The following is a 26383-nucleotide window of genomic DNA, read 5'->3' on the forward strand; positions in this document are numbered from 1 at the left end:
GCGGGCGCAGAAGTCACGAGACGCGAGAGAAGCGCCGTCGTCCGACTGCTCGCAGGGCGGGGACACCGGCTCGACCACCTCCTCGAGATAGCCGGGCTGCCGCGATCCACGTACTACCATCACCTGTCGCGCCCGGCGCACGTGTCCAGGCCGGACGTGGAGCCGATGGTACGGGAGATATGGGAGCGCACCCCGAACGGGTGCGGCCACCGGCAGGTGCGCATGTGCCTGGTCCACGAGTTCGGCACGCGCATATCCGCCAAAACCGTGCTCGGGGTCATGCGGCGCATGGGACTGAGATGCGCCATCCGCTCCAGGAACCCGTGGAGGAGGTACAGCTCGTACAGGGGCGAGACGGGCGATCACGTGCATAACCTGCCCGAACGCGACTTCGACGCGGCCCGTCCGTTCTCCAAGCTCGGAACCGACGTCACCGAGTTCAAGGTCGCCGGCTCCAAGGCGTACCTCGCGCCCGTGTACGACATGGCCAGCAAGGAGATCGTGGCCTGGGACGTGAGCCGCAGTCCGGACCTCGGGCAGCAGAGGCGCCTGCTCGCCATGCTCGCGGAGCGCCTGCCCGCCGGCGCGGAGCCGATCCTGCACTCGGACATGGGATGGCAGTACCAGCACCAATGGTGGAGGGACGAGCTCGAACGCCTCGGCATCCGCCAGTCCATGAGCCGCAAGGGCAACTGCCTGGACAACGCCGCCACCGAGCAGGTCTTCGGCCACTTGAAGGACGAGTTCTACCGAGGCCGGGAGTTCGACTCGTACGAACAGTTCAAACGCGAACTGGACGCCTACATCATCCATTGGAACACCAGACGGCGCCAGATACGACTCGAGGGACACACCCCGGAGGAGTTCCGGAGCATGTCCCTCGCGGTCTAGGGCTGTATCCTAATTAACAACGTCCAACAAACGGGGCGCAGTTCAATCGAGGGGCTTTTCATCATCTCCGAGAGAATCTGCAGCAGTTCAGATGAGTCTCACGGCCTCACTGATCGTGTCAGATTTTACGTAAGCGAGGTTCGGCGGAATCCTTGGCACCGGTGATACGGTACACATCGAACACGCCTTCAATCTTGCGCACTGCGGCAAGCAAAGTGTTCAAATGCTGGGGGTCGGCCATTTCGAAGCTGAACTGGCTAGTGGCCACACGATCGGTTCCCGTGGAAATGGAACCGGAGATGATATTCACACCATGGTCGGAAAGCACGCGAGTCACATCACTCAACAAGTGCGGGCGATCGAGCGCCTCCACCTGAATCTTGACCATGAACACGCCCTTGGTGCTGGTCCACTGCACGTCGACCACACGTTCCGGCTGGCGTTTCTGCAAGTCCAGCATGTTCTGGCAGTCAACACGATGCACGGACACGCCCTGATTGCGGGTGATGAAGCCAATAATCTGGTCTCCCGGCACCGGCATGCAGCATCGGGCAAGCTTGACCCAAATGTCTCCCACGCCTTTGACGGAAATGCCCAGCGAACTAGTGGTCTTCTTGGTGCGTTCCACCTGCTTGAGCGGCAACGCCTCCTGTTCCACTTCTTCGTTCACTTCGTCACTGCCCGCATCTCGAACCAGATGCGAGATGACGTTCTGCGTGGAAATCTGACCCTCACCGATTGCCACGAACACAGCCTCGGCATTGGCGAGATTCAACTCGTCAGCAATGCCGACCAACGCTTCGGGAGTCAACAATGTTGCGATCGGAAGGTTGCGCTTGCGCATGGCTCGCGTCAGCTCATCGCGACCTTCTTCAATGGCTTCGGTTCGGCGTTCCTTGCTGAACCATTGGCGAATCTTGTTACGGGCTTTCGGGCTTTTCGCAAAGCTCAGCCAGTCACGAGACGGACCAGCAGATTCGGACTTCGATGTAAGCACTTCAACGGTATCGCCGTTTACAAGCTTGGTGTCGAGCGGTACCAGACGGCCGTTCACACGAGCGCCCATAGTGCGATGACCGACCTCGGTATGCACCGCATAGGCGAAATCAATCGGCGTCGCCTCGGCGGGAAGCGACACAATCTTGCCTTTCGGCGTGAACACGTAGACTTCGGCGGCGCCCAAGTCTTCCTTCAGAGAGCCCAGGAATTCGTTGGAATCCGGAGTTTCACTCGTCCAGTCGGCAAGCTGCTGAATCCACTTGAGATTATCGGCCTCGCTCAACTCCTGATTCTCGCCACGCTTGCGATCAGACTTATCAGGCGAGCTCAACGCGCGACCGGCCTGACCATTCTCCTTGTACTTCCAATGCGCGGCGATGCCAAACTCAGCACGACGGTGCATGTCCCACGTACGAATCTGAATCTCGACAGGCTTGCCGCCAGGCCCAACCACCGTGGTGTGCAGGCTCTGATACATGTTGAGCTTCGGCATGGCAATGTAATCTTTGAAACGACCTGGAACAGGGTTCCAACGCGCATGCACCGCGCCCAACGCAGCATAACAATCCTGAATCGTATCGACGATAATGCGCACACCCACCAAATCGTAGATATTCGCAAAATCATGTCCGCGTACGATCATCTTCTGATAAATCGAGAAATAATCCTTTGGACGCCCCGTCACATACGCCGAAATGTTCTGCTCGTCAAGATCTTCGTTGATCTCAGCAAGAATCTGCTTCAAATACACGTCTCGCTGGCCCGCACGACGTGCGACAAGCACCACGATTTCGTTATAGATCTTCGGATAGAGCACTTTGAAGCTGAGCTCTTCCAATTCGGTTTTGATGGCGTTCATGCCAAGACGATTGGCAAGCGGCGCATACACGTCGAGCGTTTCATGCGCTTTCTTCTGTGCGCTCGGTGTTTTGACGTAACGCCACGTACGCGCATTATGCACGCGATCGGCAAGTTTGACGACCAGCACGCGCACGTCACGACTCATCGCGACCACCATCTTGCGAATGGTTTCGGCTTGTGCGGAATCACCATATTCCATCTTGGAAAGCTTGGTAACACCATCAACCAGACCGGTCACGGTGTCTCCGAATTCAGAACGACACTCGTCAAGCGTGTAGTCGGTGTCTTCAACTGTATCGTGCAGCAAGCCGGCGGCCACGACCAACGGCCCCATGCCAAGGTCCGCAAGAATCTGCGCCACAGCCAGCGGATGGATGATGTACGGCTCACCCGATTTGCGCCGTTGTGAAGAATGCTGCTTGACCGCACGCTCATAAGCACGTTCAAGAATGCTCATATCCTCATCAGGATGATGGTATTCGCACATCTTCAGAATCGGCTCAAGCGGATCAAGCGGATTCGTGCTGATCTCACAGCCCAACATTCGGGCAGAATGAACCCCGTTCTCAACGTCTCCCATCGTCCACCTCCTCGCTCGCAATGCTCCCTATACTACCCGCGCATCACGGTATGTTCGGGGTATCCGACCGCGTGTTGCACGGCCAGATACCCCCGAAAGACATTGTGCCGCCAACGTTTGCTGATTCTTGGCGCTTATGTCTCCGCACGCTCAGTTCAGGAGGCCACACCGGTGGATCCGAAGCCACGCTCAGCACGGTCAGATCCGGGCAGTGTCTCCGCTTCGATGAACTTCGCCTCGACATAACGCTGGATGACCAGCTGCGCGATGCGGTCTCCCGGGTGGAACGTCACGGTGTGTTCCGAATCAAGATTGATCAGCGGCACTTTGATTTCGCCACGGTAGCCCGCGTCAATGGTTCCAGGCGCGTTCAACACGGTAACGCCCTGTTTGACGGCAAGACCAGACCGTGGATGTACCAAGGCCACATAACCCGCTGGAAGCGCGATCGCTACTCCCGTAGGCACCAGCGCCCTCTGGAACGGCTTCAACGTGACTTCCTCGGTGGTGCGCAAATCGGCGCCCGCATCCCCGGCATGGGCATAGTACAGTTCCGCCGGCTGGTCGGGATGCAGCGACTTTACTAGAATCTCGACGTTTTCCGGCTCGTTGTATGTTTCGTCGAACGCCATCAGGCAGCGCACTCCTGACACACCGGCTGACCATCGTCAGTAGTGTAAGCGAGCTGGCTGCGATGCTTCACCAAGAAGCATTCAGAACAGATGAACTCGTCCCCCTGCATAGGAATGACAGTCACCGAAGCGTCCTCGTTGCTGAGATCCGCGCCCGGCAGCTCATAATCCTCGGCGATGGCATTCTCGTCATCGTCCATGTCGTTGGAAGTGTTCTGGGAGCTCTTGCCCAAAGCCTGGAGCGACTCCTCGTCCTCGTCCTTGTTGCGCGGGGAATCATAATCCTGTGCCATCGAGATTCCTTTCGTCATCTATGGTGCTTATGCGCCATAGGATACATGACTTTTACCCCGCATAGGATACACGATTCGAAATACTCGTAAAATCCGACACGTGGGGCACAATAGAATAAACAGTAATTCTTGAAGGAAAGTGGTGTGTTGTGCCTGAGAATTCACTCGAGGAAGCGCGGTTCGATCATGTCAGTGATGCCGGTGAACTCGTCTTTGTTTCAGGTGCCGGAAAGTTCTCTGTAAAGGTCGATGAAGCGCTTGAAAGAGCCATTTTGGAGGCCAAGCAGATTCGTTCCGAAGTGCAGGAAAAACAGCAGACGCACGCTCCGATCACCCTGCCGATTTCGCAGATTCAGTCATTGATTCGCGCCGGCGCCGATCCCGCGCGTGTTGCGGAAAGATATTCGTTGAGCGAAGCGCTCGTTCGGCGTTTCTCGGCGTCGGTCGAAACGGAGAAGCAATATGCGATTGAGCAGTTCCTCGCCGTTCCGGCACCGAAAGAAAGCCGTGTACGTACGCTTTCCGAACTGATTGAACGTACATTCGCGGCGGCACGAGTACGTTTGGAAGACGTGACTTGGAAGGCCACCAGGCTTGGCTTGGAACCTTGGAAAATCAGCGCTCAGTTCGTTTCCTCCGGCCATACCATCTGCGCGGAATGGTCGTGGAACATGCATGACAATGCCGCAAGCTGTTTGAATTCCGCTGCACGCAAGCTCATCGGGGAGCAAGACACACCAAAGGAAGGACACGCCGAGAAACACGCCGACGAGAATTTCCTCGCTTCACTGAATCTTCCGGGAAATTCCGCCCGATCGGCGCGAATCGAACAGACCGTATCGGCATGGAACACGCCTGAACCGTCCATGCCGGTGGCGCGCCCCTCAACGGCACCTTCCGTTCCAATCGCGCCAATCGGCGTGTCTAACGAATTCGGCACACCGAACACATCGAGTATGGCCGCCGACATCTCTCTGCCAAACCGATCGGAAGACGCCGTGACGAAAACCGACGTCAGTGCAACAGGCGATGCTCAGAACACCATCGCGTCCGCATCGGATACCGCATCGAACACCGCAAACACGAATCAAACACCTGATCCGCACAGCCAAAACACCACCAAATCGAAGCGGCGCGCCGGACGTTCCGCCGTGCCAAGTTGGGATGAGATTCTGTTCGGCGACTGAGCCAAACCCTGCATGTTAGGCCACGTCGATCAGACAAGGGATATCGGACTCGAGCATGGTGAGCGAGCCATGCACACTCGGCAGATGCATCGCCTTTTCCGCCTGAGTGTGGGAATCCACGATGGTGACGGCTTTCGTGGCCGATACGATCACATCACCAATCATCGGTTCGACGCGCGAGACCACAGGTCCGTACACACCCTCCGCAATCGCCTGCGATCGCGTACGCACTTGTGCCCGATCTCCCAGCACATCACGCCACCGCGCAGCGATGTTTTCCGGGGCCTCGCCCTGTTCCGCATAGAGCATGACGCAACGCGGTTCACCGCCGACATGGACGACACCCTGCATGAGCCGCTGATCCTGCGCAACATCAATCACGGATTCAGGATCAGCGGTGATCATACCGTGATCCGCTACAATCACAATCAATGTGCCTTTGGGCACGCTGCGGCGAAGAAGGCCAAGCTGACCGTCAACACGCTCGTACGTGCCAATCCATTTATCGGAATCCCAACCGTAGTTATGCCCGACCTTATCGGTATCACGCAAATACAGGTATGTCAGTCCGGGATTTTTCGCCGCTTGGGCCGCGACTGCGACACGCTTGCGCAGATCATCGTTGGAAATGTACTCACTGCCACGCAAGGCAGCCTGCGTCAACGCGGAAAACGCGAATTTCGGCAATCCAGAACTGGTCACACGAACGCCTTGTGCGCTTAGCCGTTCAAACATGGTCGGCTGCTGCTGCAACTCAAGCGGAGGAACCGCATTTCTGAAGGAAATCAGCTGACATATTTCGCCGGTTTTCGGATTGAGCTGCGTATAGCCGGTCATACCCGTCATACCGGGGCATGTTCCCGTACCGAATGTAGACATGGCTGCGACGGTAGTGCTCGGCATGCATGTGGCGATGGGACGTTGATTAGCTGACTCGTTCATGAGAAACCGCAAGTAGGGCGCATGCCCCAGTCTCATGTTGAGGTTCCAGTAGCCGAGACCGTCCACGAGCACTACGACCGCGGACGCCGCGTCCGGCAGCCCAAGCGCTTCCTGCAGACCTTTCGGGTCAGAATGAATGTCCGTTGGCATGGGGCAGCCAATGGCGTTGGAAACCGCAGGAAGTACCGACGACAGGTGCAACGCTCCCCCACGGATCCCTTCAGATGGCATGCCATCTCCGTAGCATGCCGGTTCGGTCATGGTAAGCAGCTCTTCGTCGCTTGGCACTTCAACACTCATGACTCCTATTCAAGCACCGCGGTGGTACCGGCTGGTAACATTGCTAGGTTGATTACCATTACTTTTCCGTGAGGAGATTCACCGCATGGTGTCGCACCGCAAATCGGCAAAACCAGCCTTTGACCCGCGTACGGTCAAAGAGAACATCATCGAAACACCGTTGAACGAGGAGATGAGCAAGTCCTTCCTCGAATACGCGTATTCGGTGATCTATGCCCGCGCGTTGCCCGATGCCAGAGACGGTTTGAAGCCGGTGCAGCGCCGCATCATCTACCAGATGGGTCAAATGAACCTCAATCCGGATCGTCCGTACATGAAGTCGGCCCGTGTGGTCGGCGAGGTGATGGGTAAGCTTCACCCGCATGGCGATTCCGCGATTTATGAGGCGATGGTCCGTCTTGCGCAACCGTTTGCCATGCGTCTGCCCCTGGTAGACGGCCACGGTAATTTCGGATCCCTTGATGATGGTCCGGCAGCATCGCGTTACACCGAGGCTCGCATGGCCCAGGCTGCGCTTGGTATGAACGCGAATATCGCCGAAGATACAGTGGATTTCACACCGAACTACGACAACAAGCTGCAGGAGCCAACCGTTTTGCCTGCCGCGATTCCGAATCTGCTCGTCAATGGCGGTTCCGGCATCGCCGTCGGCATGGCCACGAATATGGCGACGCACAATCTGGGCGAAGTGGTTGCCGCAGCCAAACATTTGATGCATCATCCTGATGCCACATTGGAAGAGCTTATGCGCTATGTTCCCGGCCCTGATTGGCCGAGCGGTGGCGTGATTGTGGGACGCAAGGGCATTCGCGAGGCCTACGAAACCGGTCGTGGCGCGTTGACCACGCGTTCAGTAACGCATATTGAAAACGTAACCGCTCGTAAGAAGGCAATTGTCGTAACGGAACTGCCGTTCATGGTCGGCCCGGAACGTGTGTTGGAACGTATTTCCGAGGGTGTGAAAAATCGCAAGCTGGAGGGTATTTCCGGCGCGATCGACCTGACGGACCGCCATAACGGCACTCGCCTTGTCATTGAAATCAAAACCGGCTTCGACCCGAACGCCATACTGGCGCAACTGTTCAAGCACACACCGCTGCAAGACAATTTCACCATCAATAACGTGGCGTTGGTCAACGGCCGCCCACACACCATGGGCTTGAAGGAAATGCTTCAGGTGTGGGTAAATCATCGCCGTGTGGTGATTCGCCGTCGTAGCGAATTCCGCAAGAAGAAGGCGCTGGAACGTCTGCATTTGGTGGAAGGCCTTCTGCTTGCGATGGTCGACATTGACGAAGTGATTCAGGTGATTCGCTCGTCTGACGATGCCGAAGCCGCAAAGACGAAGCTCATCAAGGTGTTTGATCTGGATGAGATTCAGGCACAGTACATTCTTGACCTGCGCTTGCGTCGTCTGACGAAAATGAGCCGCATCGAGCTTGAAGCGGAACGCGACGATTTGAAGCAACGTATCGAGGAACTGGATCGCATTCTCGCCTCCACTGAGGCGCTTGACGGCGTGGTGATCGCCGAAATGGACGAGGCTGTTGCCACGTATGGCACGCCACGTCGCACTGTGCTGTTGGATGAAGACGCTGACGGCAGGCTTGTGCCTGTTGCAGCGCATGGCGATGATGGCGTATCCGCCTCCGCCGTGGCTGCGGCACGCGCTGCAGCCACGGTGTCGTCCGCCGCCGCCGATGTCGCCGCCGCCGCGAAGGCCGCGAAAAAAGCCGGCGAAGACAATGCCGCAGCCATAGCTTTGCAGATCGACGATGAACCCTGCGCGGTGATGTTGTCGGCCACTGGTCTGATCGCACGCACCTCCGAAAACGCGTTGGAGCGTTGGGAGAATCTCTCTTCTGCCGACCAGCGTGTAAAGGATGATCAGATTATTTCGATCTTCCGCACGACCACGCGTTCCTCATATGGTTTGATCACATCTGCCGGTCGTCTGATTGTGGCGCATGTCGTGGAATTGCCGGTTGTGTCTACGGATGGGCCGCTCCACGTGACTGGCGGCGTTCGCGCCGAAGAGTTAATCGGCATGACGGAAAACACCGATCCAATTCGTGGTGAACGTGTGATCGCCGCGATCGCCATGCCATCCGCCGACGATTCCGGTGATAATGCCGTAGAGCCCACTCCTCTTGCGTTGGGTACGCGCAATGGTGTAGTCAAGCGTTGGAATCGCGAATCGCCCACCACCATGGATTCATGGAGTGTCATCGATTTGAAGGATGATGATGAAGTTCTGGCTGCCGCTGAAGCACGTGACGAGGATCGGCTGGTGTTTGTATCCACCGACTCCTCCCTGCTGACGTTCGAGGCGAAGAACGTACGCCCGCAGGGACGCACCGCCGGAGGAATGGCAGGCATTCGCCTGGCTGAAGGCTGCTCAGCGGCTGCATTCGCGGTGGTTCCCGCCAGCAAGGTGGCATGGAATTATGAAGAAGGCGAGAATGGCCTGTTCTCCGCGTCTGGAGCTGTGGTGTTGACGGTTGCGGGCGATTCCGAAGCGTTGCCGGGTACGGAGAATGGTTCTGCGAAGGTAACCCCGTTGGAAATGTATCCGACGAAGGGCCGTGGTACCGGTGGTGTTCGTTCGCAGCGATTCCTCAAGGGACAGGATACGTTGGTTCTCGCATTTGTGGGCACGTACCCAGTACACGCCTCCACGCAGGGCGGTACCGGCGTGGAATTGCCGAAGCCGGATATGCGTCGAGATGGCTCTGGCACGGAGCTTTCCGCACCAATCGCCATCATCGGCTAACTTGTTTTTCATTGACAATGCCCGTATCTTGCGATGGCTGGGATCGTTTTGGTTTCGCCTGTGCTTGCAAGATGCGGGCATTGTTGTTGTCGGCACGGTTCTGCCAGTGCGTTCGTTTCGTTCGCTTTGGCTCAGGCGATGTAACGCCAAGCTAGCAGTAGAGCTTCATGCCTTGCGGGCTGTCGACGAAGCCGGCCGCATGAAGGATCTGCCGATGCGCATTCCGTTCCTTTAATGACATGCCGTTCATTTCGCTGAAACTGATGCTGCCACTGGGCTGTCGTTGCAATGCGTAGGCAAATTCGGCGCAAGCTGGTTTCAATATTGTCTCGTCAGTTACGAAGCTGACGATTTTATGACTCTTTGGCACGGCAAACAACACGGGTTCGCCTTGTCTGAGTACGATGATGGAGCCAGATCTACGTGCCGGTTTGAGGTAATCCTGTTCTGGCCAGACGATTGCGGAGCCAATAAGATTGGCGGGATCAGTCACATCGAGCGCCGCGCAGGACTGACTATGCCATTGCGTATCGCTACGAAGCGCGTCGATAGTTTCTCGCTCCGCGAATTGTGCCGCGCCGAAACCTTTCACGAACATGCCTCGGACCAGTGTGCCATGTTCTTCCATTCGTTTGAGTACTGGATAGAGTGATGAAAATCCTCCGGCAATCCGTTCCTTATCAACCAAAGGAGCGGCAATCACCCCATATCGATCCAGCAGCGAGTCGATGAGCGCCAACTTACGCTCCTCCACACTTGCTGCATGCGCCGCATCATCAATGCCGGTATCTCTGTTTTTAGACATGGCAGGCTCGATGACACTGTCTAGCGTTTTATTTGATAGAACGGTTCGCCCATCACCACAAGATACAGCGGACCATAATCCACTCAAGCTCAATGGTGTTGGAGGACGCATGGTGACGCGCCTACGTGCGACACGACGAGGTGTGCGAACAGTTTTGCCTCCGTATAGGAGCGTTCGTACTGGCGTGAACGAGCCGTTCGTCACTTTTCCTTGCCATACCAGTGACCATAGGGCTTCCTCGAACTGTTGCTCACCCCATGCGGGGAATATGATTTCACCTGTTTCAGGGTTCACCTGCACTTCGGCATGCTGCTGCCAGATGGTTTTGGCTGCGGCTGAAAGCTGTTGAATGGGGAACGCTCCACCACCGCTCAATGCTGCTAGCACGGCTTCCGGCATAGTCAATGTTTCATTATTTTTCAGTTCTTCCAATATCGGTTCAGATGGGTTGAGCAGCAAAGAACCCGCTGGATAGAAGGCGATATCACCAGCTTCTTTGGCACTGGATCCACTCGCTTTCGAGCCGACCCACACCACATCCGATGATGAAATGAGCTCGTCGAGCATGCTGGGCTGATAGTCACGCACACGCGCCGGGAATACCATGGATTCCCATACCGAAGCGTTCAGGAACACGCCTTCCAACTGTTCGATGACACGCATCAGACCATCGACACCTTCGTAGCGTTCACCTCCAACAGGACCGACTCCTTGACGATCAAGCAGAAAAGCCTGATAGACGCTCGGATCGACCGGTTTAATGGCCTTTCGGGCCCTGGCAAGAGACAACGATCGAATGCGCCGGAAAACATCTTTGTGAAGCCATTGCTGAATAGCGCTCTTTTCGGAAGTCTCACCTAAATCAGTGAACCTTCCTTTGATGAGTTCGCCTCGAGCATCCAGCTCATCAAGCGCATGCACCGCTTGAGCCGCGTCAATATCAAGTTCGGCAATCATCTTGTCAGAGGTGAATGGGCCATGCGTCTTGGCGTATCTTGTTACGCGCCCGTTGATATCTTCTTCGGCAAGATCATTCCAGAATGTTCGTTCGGCAAGCTCGTCTTCCACCTGTGTAACGGCTTCGGCATCCAACAATGATGCCATATCCGTGCTCCCTAAGAGCCGTTCCAGTACTTCCGGATCCATGGACAGCAATTGTGTGCTTCGTTCGGCCTGCGGCACGTCATACTGGTACATCACCGAGCCAACGAAACCAAACAGCATATTCTCCGCGAACGGAGACGGCGTTTCGGTAACCACTTCCGACAACAGTATCGTCCCAGTATTCAACCCGTTCATAATCGTGCGCAATGCGGGAAGATCGTACACATCCTGCAGACATTCGCGTGCGGTTTCCAGCAGTAGGGGGAAATTCTTACGGGTACGGGCCGCATTCAACAGTTGTGCGGCCTTCAACCTCTGCTGCCATAGCGGCACACGCTTACCTGGACGAGTGCGCGGCAGAAAAAGTGATCTGGACGCGCATTCGCGGAATCGGGCCATGTAGAGCACGCTTTCGCCAACCTGTGTCTCAACGATGCGCTGCAATTCGTCCACGTCGAACAGCAGCAGCTCATGCATCGGCAAACCGCCGTAACCGTCCGGCAATCGCAGAACAATGCCGTCGTCGGCCGCATACACTTGACCATCGAAACCAAACCGCTGTTTGATTCGAGTGGTAATAGCCAACGCCCAAGGCTCATGCACGCGCCTACCGTATGGCGAGTGGATGATAATGCGCCAATCCCCACCTTCATCCTGACAACGTTCCACCACGAAATCACGATCCGAAGGAATCACACCAGTCGCCTCACGTTGTTCGTCAAGCAGTTTGGCAAGATTGCTTATGGCATTGCGGTCAAGACCATCCCGCTTCAAACGTTGTGTGGCCTCACGGTCGAATCGCACTTCCGATACAGTTTGGACCGTATTCTGATCACCATTCTTTGCTGGTTCATGTCTGTGCAATCTTTGGCTGAGTTCGCGTGTCAAACGTCCTTGTGCCAATCCGAAACCATAATCGCGTCCGTCCTGGTCCCCATGCCAGAATGGCAGGCGTGCAGTACGGCCTGGCGCGGGAACCACCACTACCCTGTCCCGTGTGATCTCTTGGATCTGCCAAGTCGAAGTCCCCAAGGTGATGATGTCTCCCACACGGGATTCGTATACCATTTCCTCATCCAGCTCACCTACCCGCCGAGGGCCCGGACCGGAGCCTTCCTCCGGAAGCACCACCGTGTACATGCCACGGTCAGGTATGGTACCGCCGCTGGTCACTGCCAAACGTTGCGCTCCTGGACGTGCGGAAATCAGCCCCGCTTCTTCGTTATATTGCAGCGGCGGGCGGAATGCGGAAAAGTCCTCACTGTTGTATGCGCCTGTCATCATGCCGATAACCGCATCGAACATGGACCGATCGAGATCTCGGAAAGGCGCGGAACGACGCACGCGGTCGTACCAATCATTCGTAGAAAGATCTTCCATGGCCGAGGCCGCAACAGTCTGCTGTGCGAGCACATCCAGAGGATTGCGGGGCATTCGCAATGGTTCTATAGCCCCTTCCCGCATACATTCCATGCTGGCTGTTATGCCAATGATCTGCTGTCGGGTTATGGGGAAGAACAACGCATGAGAGACTCCCCCGACATTGTGGTCGGCACGGCCCACTCGCTGCAATCCCGATGCGATCGACAATGGGGCGGCCACCTGAATCACTAGATCCACAGAGCCCATATCGATGCCGAGTTCCAAGCTGGAGGTGGCCACCACACAACGCAACTGGCCGCGTTTCAACTGCTCTTCGATCCGTTTGCGCCGATCTTTTGACACGGACCCGTGATGCGCCATGGCAATCACATCAACATCGTCATGCGATTCAACCAGCATGGTGGTGGACCCCACCACCGAATCGTAATGCCTGGCAAATTGCTCGTGGCCTTCCGGTGAGCCCAAATCACGGTGCTCACTCAAATCGGTCGCCTCCGCGCCCTGTTTCGACTCCGCATACATGTCGTTGAGCCGTGCAGTAAGCTTCTCTGCCAATCCACGCGAGTTGACGAACACCAATGTGGTTCGGTGCCGCAACACCTCATCGAGAATGGACCGTTCAAGAGCCGGCCATACCGAACCACCTGTAGCGCTGGTGTCAAGCATATTGCGCAATGGTTCCGCGGCTCTCAAGTCCATAGCCGGAACAGCGCCGGGGTTCACCACCGTTACCAGTTGCGAACCTCCAAGGAACCGCGCTACTTCCTCAACGGGATTAACGGTTGCCGATAACCCTATGCGCTGCACTGGATGTCCGATCATATCGTCAAGGCGTTCAAGACTTAATGCGAGATGCGCGCCTCGCTTCGAACCCGCGACCGCATGCACCTCATCGACGATCACCGTCTCCACATCCGTCAATATGCTGCTCGCTTTGGAAGTAAGCAGCAGGAATAATGATTCCGGCGTGGTGACGAGAATATCCGGCGGATGGCTGACGATTTTTCGACGTTGTTCAGGCGTAGAATCACCGCTGCGCATAGCCACTTCAACATCGGGGACGGGCAGTCCCATCGCCTCGCACTGTTGAGCAATTCCCCGCAATGGCAATTCAAGATTCTTCGTCACATCGACGCCGAGCGCCTTCAATGGCGAAATATACAGCACTTTGACGTTACGCTTCGTTTTCTTGTGGGAACCTTTCTTCACAGTTCTTCGTTCCGCATGGCTCTCGGTTGCCGCGGTTTCGCCATGAAGGTCCACTCCTGCGGAACGCGCTCCGCCCGCCATAAGCCGGTCAAGAGCCGAAAGGAACGCACAGAGGGTTTTACCCGACCCAGTGGGCGCCACAACGAGCACGTTCTCGCCGGAATGGATGGCCGGCCACGCCTGCTGCTGGGCTTCGGTGGGCCGGTTGAACGCATGTTTGAACCATGCTTTGGTCGGTTCCGAGAACAAGTTCAAACATTCGTACATACGTTCGATTATCGCATTACCGTAAGACGTCACTCGTCTTCGCCGTCAACCCATTCGAGCACTTCTCCCGGCTGACAATGCAATGTCTCGCATATGGCATCAAGCGTGGAAAACCGTATCGCCTTGGCCCGTCCGTTCTTCAACACCGAAACATTGACCGGCGTTATGCCTATAGCCTCCGCCAGTTCACTGACGCTCATTTTTCTTTTGGCGAGCATCACGTCAAGATTCACACGAATTGCCATATCAAATCACCACCGCCAGTTCGTCACGCTGTTCGATGGCCTGCATCAACAGCGAGCGCATCACCACCATCAACAGTTCGAACGCCGCGATCAGCAGAAGCGTTGCCACACCAACCGCCAGCACGATGTATGGAAATATTTGCTCGTCGACCCCTATCGCGGCCATCAGAAAGCGCGAAGGTGACAACCAGATTTGGCCAATCATCACAGCGAGCACCAGCATGCCTTCAATCCCCGCATATATGAGAATGTGATTCACCCAACACATGGCTTTGCCGGAAAAGACATCACGTCTTTCAACCAAGGTCAGCAATCTCCACAACGGTATCAACGCGAACTCGAAGCAGGCAACAATCAGCACTGCGGCAACCGCATACAGCCAATGCATCGAGTCAGCGCCGGCATACCTGGAAGCAACGCCAGCGGATGCCGCAATCGCACTGACCTGCAGTCCGAGGCAACATATTGCAATTATCACAATCAGCACACGCAATACACCAATCACCATGGAACGTTTCGCAGCGGAATTCGACATGATATTCGTCTCCTTCAATCCAATAAACCTGAATATCGATAATATTCTATCGATATTCGATATGCAAATCTTGTGAAAGTATGTTAGTCGATATCTTTCTATCGTTTTTCGATATGTACGATGACGTCCAACACACTCAAGGAAGGAATTTGTTATGACGGAATCAGCCAGCACTTCCCCATCACACGCTCAACAAGCTCAACAATCATCGCCATTGCGAGAAATGCGAGAGACCCAAGAAACACCAAGCGCACAAGAAAACCAACCAACACAAGAACCATCCGCACATCAGGAGGAACAGCCTTTGGCAAAACCTAAAATCACGCGGGAAGAAATAGCGAAACATCCCCTCGACAAACGCGCGGTCATCACCATTAGCGCTGCATTTCTCATCACTTTCGCATTCGACCGGCTGATCTGCAGCATGCCTCCGACATGGCTTATCGGATATGAGCTGCCGGTTTTCTGGATCATCTGTGCGCTTACCGTAACCGCGCTGCACTGGAAAACCGCACGAAAACAAGTTCTTGTTTGGCTTGTTTTGGGAAGCATCGTCGCCATTGGTGTGTGGAATATGCTCGCTCGCTCGACCTCGTGCTATTCGAGAAACGACGAATACGCGCTCACCACGCAATTCGTTCAACCGGCGTTGCTTATGCTGCACTGTCAGCTGGTCAACGGGCGTTACGATGTTCGCCGTCCACTTCAAGTTGTTTGGAATTGGTTTACCGGCTGGTTGCAGCAGCCGTTTATTCACATTCGCGATTTTGCGGAACCATTTTCCGTCATATTCGCAAGATTCGCAGTCGCGTCGAAACAACGTTCAAAAGTGCGCGAAATCGGCATCGCGCTGCTGATTTCCATTCCATTGCTTTTGACGATCATACCGTTGCTTGTTGGCGCCGATCAAATAGTCCAATATGAGGTGTTGAACGTTTTTCGTAATTTCAATCCGATGGCGCTCACTCTTCACATCATGTTCATCGTATTGCCATGGCCATTGCTGTTCTCCTTGCTTATCAGTCTCGACACCGAGCCCGCTTCCACGCCGCCGGAGCAACGCTTCTCCCTCAGTTCAGTAACAGCGTTCGTGGTACTGGCCGTGACCCTGATGGTGTACGCACTGTTCTGCACCGTGCAAGTCCGGTTCCTATTCGCGGGATTGCTCACTGACGGTTCAATCGCACTGCCAGACGGATTGACCTATAGCGAATACGCACGCAGCGGATTCTTTCAACTGCTGGCAATCACGGCCATTAATGTGACCCTGTTCGGCTTGGCGATCGCTCTCGCGCCACGCACACGCACGATCAATATCACATTGGCCGCATTGCTGGCGTTAACCGCCGTTATTCTGGCTTCAGCGGCACTTCGACTGGGGCTGTACATCAACGCATACGGTTTGACTTGGCTACGCTACCTTTCGGCATCATTCATCGCCTTGCTTGCCACTGTGATCCTGCTATGTCTTATTCGTTTGAAAACACAACGACTGCCATTGGCCGTGACCGTGGCCGTACTGCTTATCGTATGGTATGTTGCACTCGGTTTTAGTAACCCTAACCGTATATGCGAAATCTACAATGCTGCTCATGGCATCGCAGACGCAGTGGCGGCAACGCCCTACCAGCCGATGGTCTGACCACCGCACTTTTTACGCAGGCTCTCGTGCATGATCACCATAAGCACCAGAAAAACCAACATGTACAGAGGGAACCACAGCACGCTGATATGCTGTGCGATCAGGCCGAATACCGGCGGCATGCACATCGAGCCGACGTATGCGCATGCCATCTGCATGCCGACGATCGCCTGCGATTTGTCTTCGCCGAAATATGCCGGCGTGGAATGAATGACGCACGGATAAATCGGAGCGCAGCCGAGACCGATGATCATCAGCCCCACAATAGTGCCGATATTGTACGGCAGCGGCAACAACATGCTAACGATACCGGTCAGCACGAGCGCTTGGCCTAGGCGAATCATAGTCGGATCGTTGAACTTCATGGTCAGAAAGCCACTCGCCAAGCGGCCTATGGTGATGCCGATGCAGAACAGACTGGCCCACATGGCGGCTGTGGTCTTGTCAATGCCTTTGCCGAGCACCATGTAGCTACTACCCCACAGCATGGCCGTGGATTCCAACGCACAGTAGCAGAAGAACATCACCAGGATTTCTTTGGCACCGCGAATGGCAAGCACGCCTCGTACACCAAGCGGTTTGTGAGTTTCATCATTGGCCGTTCCATCGGATTCGCCGGAAACTTCGCCCGTCTTTGCCTCGGAGCGCTTCTTCCACAGCGGCAGGCTGAAAATAAGAACGGCGGTGAGCGCAACCTGCAGTATGGAGATGTAACGGTAGCCCCACGGCCAGCCTTGACCCGCCCCCAAGGCGAATCCCATGACGTATGGGCCGGTCAATGCGCCGATGCCCCACATGGCGTGCAGCCAGCTCATATGACGGCTCTCGTAGTAAATGGCCACATAATTGTTGAGGGCCGCGTCAACTCCGCCCGCTCCCAAGCCGTACGGGATGGCAAGCAGAATCAGCACCCAATAGTTCGGAGCCACCGAAAAGCCAAACAACGCCAACGCCGTCAATGCCACGGAAACCACGGTGACTTTGCCCGCTCCAAAATGCAAGGTCATACGGTCGGAAAGCAGCGCAGAGACAATGGTTCCAGCAGAAATCGTCATGGAAATGCCGCCAGCCCAAGAGATGGGTGCACCCAAATCGACACTCATCGTCGGCCATGCGGCACCCAACACAGCATCCGGCAAACCAAGACTGATGAACGCCACATAGATTACGGCAAGCAAAAGATTGACCACGCCCCACTCCCTCTTGACTGATAGCTGCAGAAGACAATATCAGTCGTCATTGTAAACATATCTATCTACCGATCGGTAACTGCTCAATTGCACCATTTACCGCAGAATCTTCAATCCCTATCTCGCGAAACCATATACCGTCTTCGCTAAGAAAACGCCCTCCGCAACGTCTTTGACGCAACGGAAGGCGAACCATCGAAAACACCGATCAGGTATCGATCTTGGAACGGTCGAAGTCATCGGCATTCTCAACAATGAATGCCTTTCGAGGAGGCACATCGTCACCCATCAGCAGGCTGAAGATCCGACTGGCCTGTTCGGCATCTTCCATACGAATACGGCGCAGCATGCGCGTGCGTGGATCCATGGTGGTGTCAGCCAACTGATCGGCATCCATCTCACCAAGACCCTTGTAACGCTGGATGTCTTCGTTATAGCCGATGCGCTTCTTGTCAAGCTCCGCCAATTTTCCGGCAAGCTCATCGTCGGAATACGTGTAGATGTACTCCCCCTTGTGAGCTCCGGTCAAGGCGATGCGGTGCAACGGAGGCACAGCCGCATACACATGGCCATGCTCGATGAGCGGCCGCATGTAACGGTAGAACAAGGTGAGCAGCAGAATGCGGATATGCGCACCGTCAACATCTGCATCGGTCATCATAATGACTTTGTTATATCTTGCCTGCTCAATGTCGAAGCTTGCACCGGAGCCAGCACCGACCACCTGAATAATCGCCGCGCATTCCTTGTTCGACAACATCTGCGACAGCGACGCCTTCTGCACGTTAAGGATTTTGCCGCGAATCGGCAACAACGCTTGGAAGCCGGAGTTACGTGCGGCCTTGGCAGTACCGAGTGCGGAATCACCCTCCACGATGAACAGTTCGGCTACATCGTCATTACCCGGCTGGCAGTCAGACAGCTTCGGAGGCATGGACGCCGATTCGAGCGCGTTCTTGCGACGGGTCACCTCTTTGGTCTTACGTGCCTGAATGCGGGCATGCATTTCGCCTACGATCTTCTCAAGCACGCGGCCGGACTGTTCCTTATAGCCGCGCTTGGATCCGGTGATCATCTCGCCGAACTGCTTGTCGGTCATTTTGCTGACGATCGGCTTGACCTGCGCGGTGCCAAGCACATCCTTGGTCTGGCCTTGGAACTGCGGTTCGGCGATACGCACGGTGATGACGGCCACAAGACCGGACAGGATATCATCACGTTCGACCTTCATGTTGGAATCTTTGAGATTCACCTTGAGCTTGCGCGCATTGTCTTCAATGGCCTTACGAATCTGCTTGGTCATTCCCAACAAGTAGCCGTCCACATGCGTGCCGCCGCCGGGGGTCTCCACCACATTGACGAAACTGCGCATGGTGGTGTCGTAACCGTTGGTCCACCGCATGGCGATGTCAACGGCGCACTTTCTTGTAACCTTCTGCGCATGCAACTCGCCGCCGTCGCCAACGGCCTGGGTTTCTTCAACGTACGTGTCTTCGCCAGTAACGCGCCAAATGTCGGAAACGGCTTCACCCTTGGACAGGTAGTCCACGAAATCCCTCACGCCACCGGTATGGCAGAATTCCTCGATACGGGCATGCGTGTATTTCGATTCCTGAGGTTGTGCCACGGCATCGGTTTCCACCGTCTGACCTGCGACGGCATTTTCAGCATCGCCGCTTTCGTCGCTTTTCTGCGTTTGCGCATCGTTATCCGCTACCGGTTCCTGAGATTGCGCAACTTCCTGCGTTCCTTCAAAATCCTGAGATTTGTCGTCCGCAGTATTCGTAATATTGTCGACTTCCAGCATTTCATCGATGGATTCATCGCCGGTTTCCGGAATATTCTCGTCGATGACGGTGATTTTCAATCCCGGCACCAGGAAACTGGTTTGCCTGACACGGTCGATTAGCTGTTCGTAGCTGAATTCTGCGGTATCGTTGAAAATCTCCGGATCAGCCCAGTAACGGATGCGGGTACCGGTGGTCTTCGGACTGACCTTGCCAATGATCTCGAGTTCGGTCGGACGGTTCTTGCGCGTGCGCTTGAACGGCGCGTCCGGCGACGGATGCTCCGGATCGACGTCGGTATATACACCCGGATGACCCTGATGGAATGACATGTGATGGGTTTTGCCATCACGATCCACTTCCACATCAAGCCTAGAGCTCAACGCGTTCACCACGGACGAGCCTACACCATGCAGGCCGCCAGAGGCGCCGTACGAAGAGTTGCCGAACTTCGCACCGGCGTGCAGCTTGGTCAGCACCACTTCCACGCCGGTAAGCTTGGTCTTCGGCTCAATGTCGACAGGAATACCTCGTCCGTTGTCGGCGACTTCCACGGAACCGTCAGAATGCAGCGTCACGATGATATGGTTGCAGACACCAGCAAGGGCCTCATCGACGGAATTATCGATGATCTCCCATAAACAGTGCATCAAACCTTGGCTATCGGTGGTGCCGATATACATGCCTGGGCGCTTGCGCACCGCGTCAAGACCTTCGAGCACAGTAAGACTGCCTGCGCCGTAGTTGTCCTTGTCCTTCGCCATTTCCCTCATTCCGACTTGCTTATTCGCTTCGGTCTTTCAAAAACATAAAAACATCTTGTAGATGTAAGAAGTCGAGAAATTCGACATTCCCGCCGGATTTCTCGACTTCATTCACACACGTATCGTCTGATCACTGATCAAGGAAGTCACGCAACGTCTGCGAACGAGACGGGTGACGCAGCTTCGACATGGTCTTCGACTCAATCTGGCGAATACGTTCACGGGTTACGCCATACACGCGGCCAATGTCGTCGAGCGTTTTCGGCTGACCATCTTCCAAGCCATAGCGCATCTTGATCACACCGGCCTCGCGCGGAGACAGCGTCTCAAGCACCTGCCTGAACTGTTCCTGCAACAGCGAGAAAGCAACCGCATCGGACGGTGCGATGGCGTCGGTGTCTTCGATCAGATCACCAAACTCGGAATCGCCGTCCTCGCCCAGCGGGGTATGCAGGGAGATAGGCTCACGACCGTACTTCTGCACTTCCTGCACCTTCTCGACTGGCATGTCAAGCTCGCGCGCAAGCTCATCCGGTGTAGGTTCGCGGCCAAGATCCTGAAGCATCTGGCGCTGCACACGGGATAGCTTGTTGATCACTTCGACCATGTGCACAGGCACGCGAATGGTACGCGCCTGATCGGCCATGGCTCGGGTAATGGCCTGACGAATCCACCACGTGGCATAGGTGGAGAACTTGAAGCCCTTCTTCCAATCGAACTTCTCAACAGCGCGAATCAAACCAAGGTTGCCTTCCTGAATCAAATCCAAGAACAGCATGCCGCGTCCGGTGTAGCGCTTGGCCAGCGACACCACGAGTCGCAGGTTAGCCTCCAACAGATGGTCCTTGGCACGCCTGCCATCGTTTGCGGCCCACTTAAGCTCGCGCTTGCGCTTGAAGTCCATCTGGTCGGATTCGGTGTCCAGCAGGTGCTGGGCATACAGACCAGCCTCAATACGCTCGGACAGGTCGACTTCCTGCTCCGCGTTCAGCAGGCTCACTCGACCGATCTGCTTCAGGTAATCCTTGACAGGATCGGCGGTCGCTCCTGCTGCGATCACACGACGCTTCGGGTTGCCGGACGGAGTCAGATTCTCATCATCGTCATCGTCTCGCACCACGAAAGCACCCTTTTCTTTGGGCTCTTCCGGCTTCTTGCGTTCTTCCTCTTCCTCGTCGTCATCATCCGGCTCGGATTCCTCGTCATCATCGAGATCGTCGTTATCATCCGAATCGACGTCATCGAGATCGTCATCGAAATCATCGAGATCGGGGTCATCCACCTGAGCGTCCTCATCGTCAAGGGCGTCATCCTCAATCTGCTCCTCTTCCTTCTTGGCAGGGGCGCTCTTCTTGGCGGTGGTCTTGCGAGGGGTCTTCGTGGCAGGAGTTTTCTTCGCTGCGCTTTTCTTGGTGGAGGCTTTACGCGTGGCGGCTTTCTTCGTGGAGGTGGTCTTTTCGGTCAGATCAGCCTGTTCCATGCTTGCCGTCGTTTCCTTGGTGGCCAAACTTATCCTCCTATTGATCCTGCCAGAAGCGTATACCACAAGGACCCACTTCTGGCAAGGGCAAATCGTCAACTATGTGAGTAAACCATCTTGCAAGGACGATTATTCCCGCATAATGAGGCCTGCACGCGCAAGTCACGCCACTTTACGGCGTGTTGCCTTAGGTTTCCGATGTCCAGGCAGGCCCGATATGCCGTTCGACCGCCGAACATACGATCGCCGCCAGTGAACATTGATCATCTATCGCGAGCGCGCTGATGGCGGCCGCTATGGCGCCTTCCTGACCCATCCACCACATGATGTAGCTGATTACGGCGAACGGCTGCGCCCGATATGGTTTGGGAATCATATCGATGACGTCAAACAGCATGTTGACCGCTTGGTCGCAACGTTTCAGATCGGGTCTGGCTGATGGGTCGCGGAATGCATCGCTGAGCAGCTGTTCCAAACGTTGCGCATTGCCGGGATGCTTGGGCCGTTCGGCAAAATCCATAAGAAACTCCCGACTGGCGCGTTGCTCATCGACTATGGCGGAGATGAGGAACGCATCGCGTATGGACAGCATTTCGCCCATGCCCACCGTAATTCGTATGACCGTGTCCCTATCGAGGCTGCATTCGGTACGTGTCACGCTTACTCGGCATGGCTCGTCATTTTCCGTCGACGCCTGTTCGAGCGCGTCCATCCATATGAGAAACGCCTCTGATATGAGGGAGCGCACCGCTTTGCGCGTGCCATTCGATCGGAGCTCTTGTTCGAATTGGTTGATGGTTTCTTTCATTTCCGTTCCGGTGATGCGTACGGTCCTGTTGACTGTCATTGTTCTGCCCTCCTTGACATGGTTGATCGGCTTCTCTGCGCGCCGCTTGTATGGCACTATGTCTGATGCGCTGAGGCGATGCGCTGTTTTTCGGGGCTTGTGGTCGGAGGATGGGTCTTTCGGCGTTTCGCAAAATGGTTTCGGTACCGCAACTATTGCAATCATTGAGATTTGGTCTTGTCGAACGCCTGTGGATAACTGTTGGTATGACTAGCTCTTCCGATTTGGAACAGATTGAATCGCGCATTGTTTCGTTAGTGAAGGATTTTGCGTTCCTTCATGTGGACGATTCGGTTGCCTCTTCCTGCAAGCCCATCGCAGACATGGTCGCCACGCAAGCGGTCACTTCAAGTGAGGGCGGCAAGCGACTTCGCGCCTTGCTGACGTTGGATTCGTTCCGCGCGTTCGCTTCGGAGGATGTGCTGGAACGCGATTTCGATGCACTACTTGATTTGGCGTGTGCCGTAGAGGTTTTTCAGACCGGCGCCCTGGTGCATGATGACATCATCGATGATTCCGATCTGCGTCGCGGCAAGCCATCCGCGCATCGTGCGTTTTCCACCGATACGCATAGTGAGACTATCGGTCATGGTTTGGGCATCATGCTTGGCGACATGTTGGCCACGGCGAGCGTGGCTATCGCGGATAAGGCCGCGTCCAAGCTTACTTATGGTTCCGATGTGGTTGCGGCGTTGCTCAATATGCATCGCGAAGTCGAGGTTGGCCAAATACTTGATTTGGCGGTGGAGCTCAACCCGTTGAACGATCCGAACGAGCTGGTGGAAGCTTCGTTGAACGTATTCCGTTGGAAGACCGCCAGCTACACCACCATTGCCCCTCTGGAATTCGGCATGCTTGCCGCTGGTTTAAGCAAGGATGATGCTCGAAGGCGCGCATTGGCGGTCGGGTTGCCGCTCGGTTTGGCGTTCCAGCTTGCGGATGACCTTTTGGACGTTGTCGGATCAAGCAGGAATACCGGAAAACCTGTTGGCGGAGATATTCGCGAAGGCAAGCGTACCGTGCTTCTCGCCGATGCCATCAACGCTGCGGATGATGGGCAGCGACGTGAGCTTATCGACATGTGGGAAGCCGATTCGCGTTCCGAGACTCAAGTGCAACGCGCCATTGAACTGTTCGGACAGACGGGAGCCATCGCGCAATCCCGCAACAGAATCGCAGATCTGTGGCATGCGTCGAAATCGGCTATCAATGCGCTTGATCTTTCTGAGTGTCGCAAATCGCCGCTCATCGAGGCCTGCGCACGTTTCGTACCTGACGTACGTGCAAATGCGTGACAAGATCCGCGTGTCTTCTGACTGGTATCCGGACAGGACGCGCGTTCGTTGCACAATCCGCAAACCTCTGCTTGTAGACTACAAATGAGAACACGTTCAGCGTGAAGCGTTTTGAAGAAGGAACCGCAGCAATCAACCATGAGTGAAGCTCCACACGCCCCCGAAGGTCAGGTCATCGAAGGCCGGTATCGGGTCGTCAGCAGAATCGCCGATGGCGGCATGGCCACGGTGTACCAGGCGGTAGACGAGCGCTTGGGGCGCACGGTCGCCATCAAAATCATGCATACGCAGCTGGCTCAGGGGCCGCACCGTGACCAATTCGTGGAGCGCTTCCACCGCGAGGCACGCTCCGCGGCCGCCATCGCCAACCCGCATATCGTGCAAGTGTATGACACCGGGGAATTCGACGGTCTTGACTACCTCGTCATGGAGTATGTTCACGGCGTGAATCTACGCTACGAAATGAATCAGCAAGGCACGTTCAGCGTTCGTGAAACGTTGCGTATCATCGGCGAAACGTTGGATGGACTTGCTTCCGCACACCGTGCGGGCGTGGTACACCGCGACATCAAGCCGGAGAACATTCTGCTCAACGACCGCGGCCATGTGCAGATCACCGATTTCGGTTTGGCCAAAACGGTTTCACAAGCAACGCTTTCCTCCACTGGCATCCTGCTTGGAACGGCCGCATATCTGGCGCCGGAAATGATTGAGGAGAACCAAGCCACGCCTCAAGGCGACTTGTACTCCGTAGGCATCATGGCTTGGGAAATGCTCGCAGGCAAAGTGCCGTTCACTTCGGACAATCCGGTGACGTTGGTATTCAAGCATGTTCACGAGGATGTGCCAAGCATCGTTACCGTCTGTGAGGGCATCAATGCCAATGTGGCTGCATTCATCGCTCACCTCACGGCGCGCGCAGTCGAAGCACGACCCGCAGACGCTTCCGCCGCATTGGCCGAGTTGCAGCAACTGCAATCCATGCTCGCGGTCAGCGATTGGCAGTATCAGCTTCCCGCGGCAAACGTCAATATATCGCCCAATACCACACAAGCGGAAGATGTCGCCGTCCCGATGAATGAGGTTAATCCGGCCCCACCCGCTCCCCCGACCCCATCGACGCAACAATTCGACGATCGCACACGCAAACTGGACAGGGTCAAACCGAACATGACGACCGTCATGCCGGTGCAACAGCAGAACGTTGATCCCGAGGCGACAACGCGCTTCTCTCTGCCGCCGGACGGAGCCGTCAATACCGCAGACGGCGGTACATTGCCGCAATCCCCTGCCATGCAGAACGGCGATTACGGCAATGCTGGAAAGAACAAATCTTCGAAAAAGCATCGTACGCCGCTTATCGTCGCAGGCGTGGCTACGCTTCTTCTGGCGTGTGGCGCAGGCGGCTGGGCATGGTGGTATTACCAGGGGCCTGGCAGTTATTGGACCATGCCTCAGCCTGATGGCATGTCGTGCAGCGATTCCGTAGCCTGCCCCATCACCGGCGTGAAATGGAGCGACTATGAAAGTCTGCTGAAGGTTTCCGATGTCGAATACGAAGTGTCGGAAGAGTATAGCGATTCCGTGGCGGAAGGCGATATCATCTCCACCGATCCGGCGAATGTCGGCGATCGTGGCAGCAAGCGTCGCGGCCAGAAAGTCAGGGTCGTGGTGTCCAAGGGAGTCAGGCAGGCGACGGTTCCCGCCGACATTCTCGACGCAACCAGCGCATCCGGTAAGGATCCGATCAATGCGTTGAAGAAGGCCGGATTCGATAGTATCGAACAGACCGCTGCCTCCGATGACACGTATTCCATGGAGGTGCCGCAGGGGGCACTGCTGTCGTTAAGCGTGGATCCCGGTGCTACATTGCCACATAATACGACGATCACCGTCACCGTGTCGCAGGGACCAAAACCAGTAACCATGCCTGATATCGTCGGCAAGACGAAGGATGAGGCGAAGCAGGCGATGGACGATCTCAAGCTCACCGCCAATTGGACGGAATCCTTCGACGATAAGATTCCGCAAGGTCAGGTGATTTCCACTTCCGTCAACAACGGCAATACGCTGCATTGGGGAGATAGCGTCGATGTAGTGGTCTCCAAGGGACCGGAAACCATAACCTTACCGAATTATGTGGGTCAAAAAGCCTCCGACGCCAAAGCTGCGTTGGAGAAGCTTGGATTCACGGTCAAAGTGAGTTCGCAGCTCACATTGGACGCCAGCCAAGATAAGAAGGTCGCTTCGCAGGATCCGGTAGGTGGCACCGAAGTACGTATCCGAGACGAAAATGGAACCCCGACCACTATTACATTGAAAATGTATTCTTCACTGTTCTAAAACGTGAGGGAGTCGCCAGACCCGACAAT

The 26383-nt window shown here is 55.6% G+C and carries 17 protein-coding genes; 6 read left to right on the forward strand and 11 right to left on the reverse strand.

The window, feature by feature from the left end:
* Positions 1-45: 45 nt before the first annotated feature.
* On the forward strand, positions 46-891 hold the full coding sequence (locus BBKW_RS06645) for an IS3 family transposase (protein ID WP_081962238.1): 846 nt from the start codon (positions 46-48) through the stop codon (positions 889-891).
* 118 nt (positions 892-1009) lie between these two features.
* Here BBKW_RS06645 and BBKW_RS06650 read toward each other — a convergent pair whose 3' ends face one another.
* The 3 genes from BBKW_RS06650 to BBKW_RS06660 form a co-directional block, all read right to left on the reverse strand.
* Complete coding sequence (locus tag BBKW_RS06650) at positions 1010-3331, reverse strand: RelA/SpoT family protein (RefSeq protein WP_033500562.1); 2322 nt, start codon at positions 3329-3331, stop codon at positions 1010-1012.
* Positions 3332-3486: 155 nt separating this feature from the next.
* Positions 3487-3963, reverse strand: a complete 477-nt coding sequence (gene dut / locus BBKW_RS06655; protein WP_033500561.1) for a dUTP diphosphatase — start codon at positions 3961-3963, stop codon at positions 3487-3489.
* Positions 3963-4256, reverse strand: a complete 294-nt coding sequence (locus BBKW_RS06660) for a DUF4193 domain-containing protein (RefSeq protein ID WP_022245122.1) — start codon at positions 4254-4256, stop codon at positions 3963-3965. The genes dut and BBKW_RS06660 overlap by 1 nt, the downstream gene beginning before the upstream one ends.
* Before the next feature lie 149 nt (positions 4257-4405).
* Between BBKW_RS06660 and sepH the strand changes: the two genes are divergently transcribed.
* Positions 4406-5443, forward strand: coding sequence for a septation protein SepH (sepH, locus tag BBKW_RS06665; RefSeq protein WP_033500560.1), 1038 nt, complete (start codon positions 4406-4408; stop codon positions 5441-5443).
* A 15-nt stretch (positions 5444-5458) separates the two neighbouring features.
* Here sepH and BBKW_RS06670 read toward each other — a convergent pair whose 3' ends face one another.
* Positions 5459-6685: an alkaline phosphatase family protein gene (locus BBKW_RS06670; RefSeq protein ID WP_033500559.1), complete on the reverse strand. Its 1227-nt coding sequence runs from the start codon at positions 6683-6685 to the stop codon at positions 5459-5461.
* Positions 6686-6770: 85 nt separating this feature from the next.
* On the opposite strand from BBKW_RS06670, the gene BBKW_RS06675 reads away from it, so the two are divergent.
* Complete coding sequence (locus tag BBKW_RS06675; RefSeq protein ID WP_033500558.1) at positions 6771-9458, forward strand: DNA gyrase/topoisomerase IV subunit A; 2688 nt, start codon at positions 6771-6773, stop codon at positions 9456-9458.
* A 151-nt stretch (positions 9459-9609) separates the two neighbouring features.
* Here the strand turns inward: BBKW_RS06675 and BBKW_RS06680 are convergent, their stop codons facing one another.
* From BBKW_RS06680 to BBKW_RS06690, 3 genes are read right to left on the reverse strand one after another with little or no spacing between them, the layout of a single operon-like run.
* Positions 9610-14226 (reverse strand): DEAD/DEAH box helicase, encoded by a 4617-nt coding sequence (locus tag BBKW_RS06680; RefSeq protein ID WP_033500557.1) that lies wholly within the window; start codon positions 14224-14226, stop codon positions 9610-9612.
* A gap of 29 nt (positions 14227-14255) precedes the next feature.
* Positions 14256-14471: a helix-turn-helix domain-containing protein gene (locus tag BBKW_RS06685; RefSeq protein WP_033500556.1), complete on the reverse strand. Its 216-nt coding sequence runs from the start codon at positions 14469-14471 to the stop codon at positions 14256-14258.
* Between the two features lies 1 nt (position 14472).
* Complete coding sequence (locus BBKW_RS06690; protein ID WP_033500555.1) at positions 14473-15006, reverse strand: DUF2975 domain-containing protein; 534 nt, start codon at positions 15004-15006, stop codon at positions 14473-14475.
* 154 nt (positions 15007-15160) lie between these two features.
* On the opposite strand from BBKW_RS06690, the gene BBKW_RS06695 reads away from it, so the two are divergent.
* Positions 15161-16648: a DUF4153 domain-containing protein gene (locus tag BBKW_RS06695; protein WP_231858466.1), complete on the forward strand. Its 1488-nt coding sequence runs from the start codon at positions 15161-15163 to the stop codon at positions 16646-16648.
* Here BBKW_RS06695 and BBKW_RS06700 read toward each other — a convergent pair.
* The 4 genes from BBKW_RS06700 to BBKW_RS06715 all read right to left on the reverse strand — a co-directional run bounded on the left by BBKW_RS06700 (position 16630) and on the right by BBKW_RS06715 (position 22716).
* Positions 16630-17838 (reverse strand): MFS transporter, encoded by a 1209-nt coding sequence (locus BBKW_RS06700; protein ID WP_033500553.1) that lies wholly within the window; start codon positions 17836-17838, stop codon positions 16630-16632. The genes BBKW_RS06695 and BBKW_RS06700 overlap by 19 nt on opposite strands.
* A gap of 208 nt (positions 17839-18046) precedes the next feature.
* Positions 18047-20398: a DNA gyrase/topoisomerase IV subunit B gene (locus BBKW_RS06705; RefSeq protein ID WP_033500552.1), complete on the reverse strand. Its 2352-nt coding sequence runs from the start codon at positions 20396-20398 to the stop codon at positions 18047-18049.
* A 121-nt stretch (positions 20399-20519) separates the two neighbouring features.
* A complete protein-coding gene (locus BBKW_RS06710) occupies positions 20520-21896 on the reverse strand; it encodes an RNA polymerase sigma factor (RefSeq protein ID WP_033500551.1) in 1377 nt (458 codons plus the stop codon).
* Positions 21897-22056: 160 nt separating this feature from the next.
* Complete coding sequence (locus tag BBKW_RS06715; RefSeq protein WP_033500550.1) at positions 22057-22716, reverse strand: DUF4192 family protein; 660 nt, start codon at positions 22714-22716, stop codon at positions 22057-22059.
* Positions 22717-22922: 206 nt separating this feature from the next.
* Here BBKW_RS06715 and BBKW_RS06720 point away from each other — a divergent pair, with 206 nt between their 5' ends.
* Both BBKW_RS06720 and BBKW_RS06725 read left to right on the forward strand, forming a co-directional pair.
* Positions 22923-24011: a polyprenyl synthetase family protein gene (locus BBKW_RS06720; RefSeq protein WP_033500549.1), complete on the forward strand. Its 1089-nt coding sequence runs from the start codon at positions 22923-22925 to the stop codon at positions 24009-24011.
* A gap of 138 nt (positions 24012-24149) precedes the next feature.
* Positions 24150-26354: a protein kinase domain-containing protein gene (locus BBKW_RS06725; protein WP_033500548.1), complete on the forward strand. Its 2205-nt coding sequence runs from the start codon at positions 24150-24152 to the stop codon at positions 26352-26354.
* The last annotated feature ends 29 nt before the right edge of the window (positions 26355-26383 follow it).

It is taken from the genome of Bifidobacterium catenulatum subsp. kashiwanohense JCM 15439 = DSM 21854 (assembly GCF_001042615.1).
GTDB classification, from domain to species: domain Bacteria; phylum Actinomycetota; class Actinomycetes; order Actinomycetales; family Bifidobacteriaceae; genus Bifidobacterium; species Bifidobacterium catenulatum.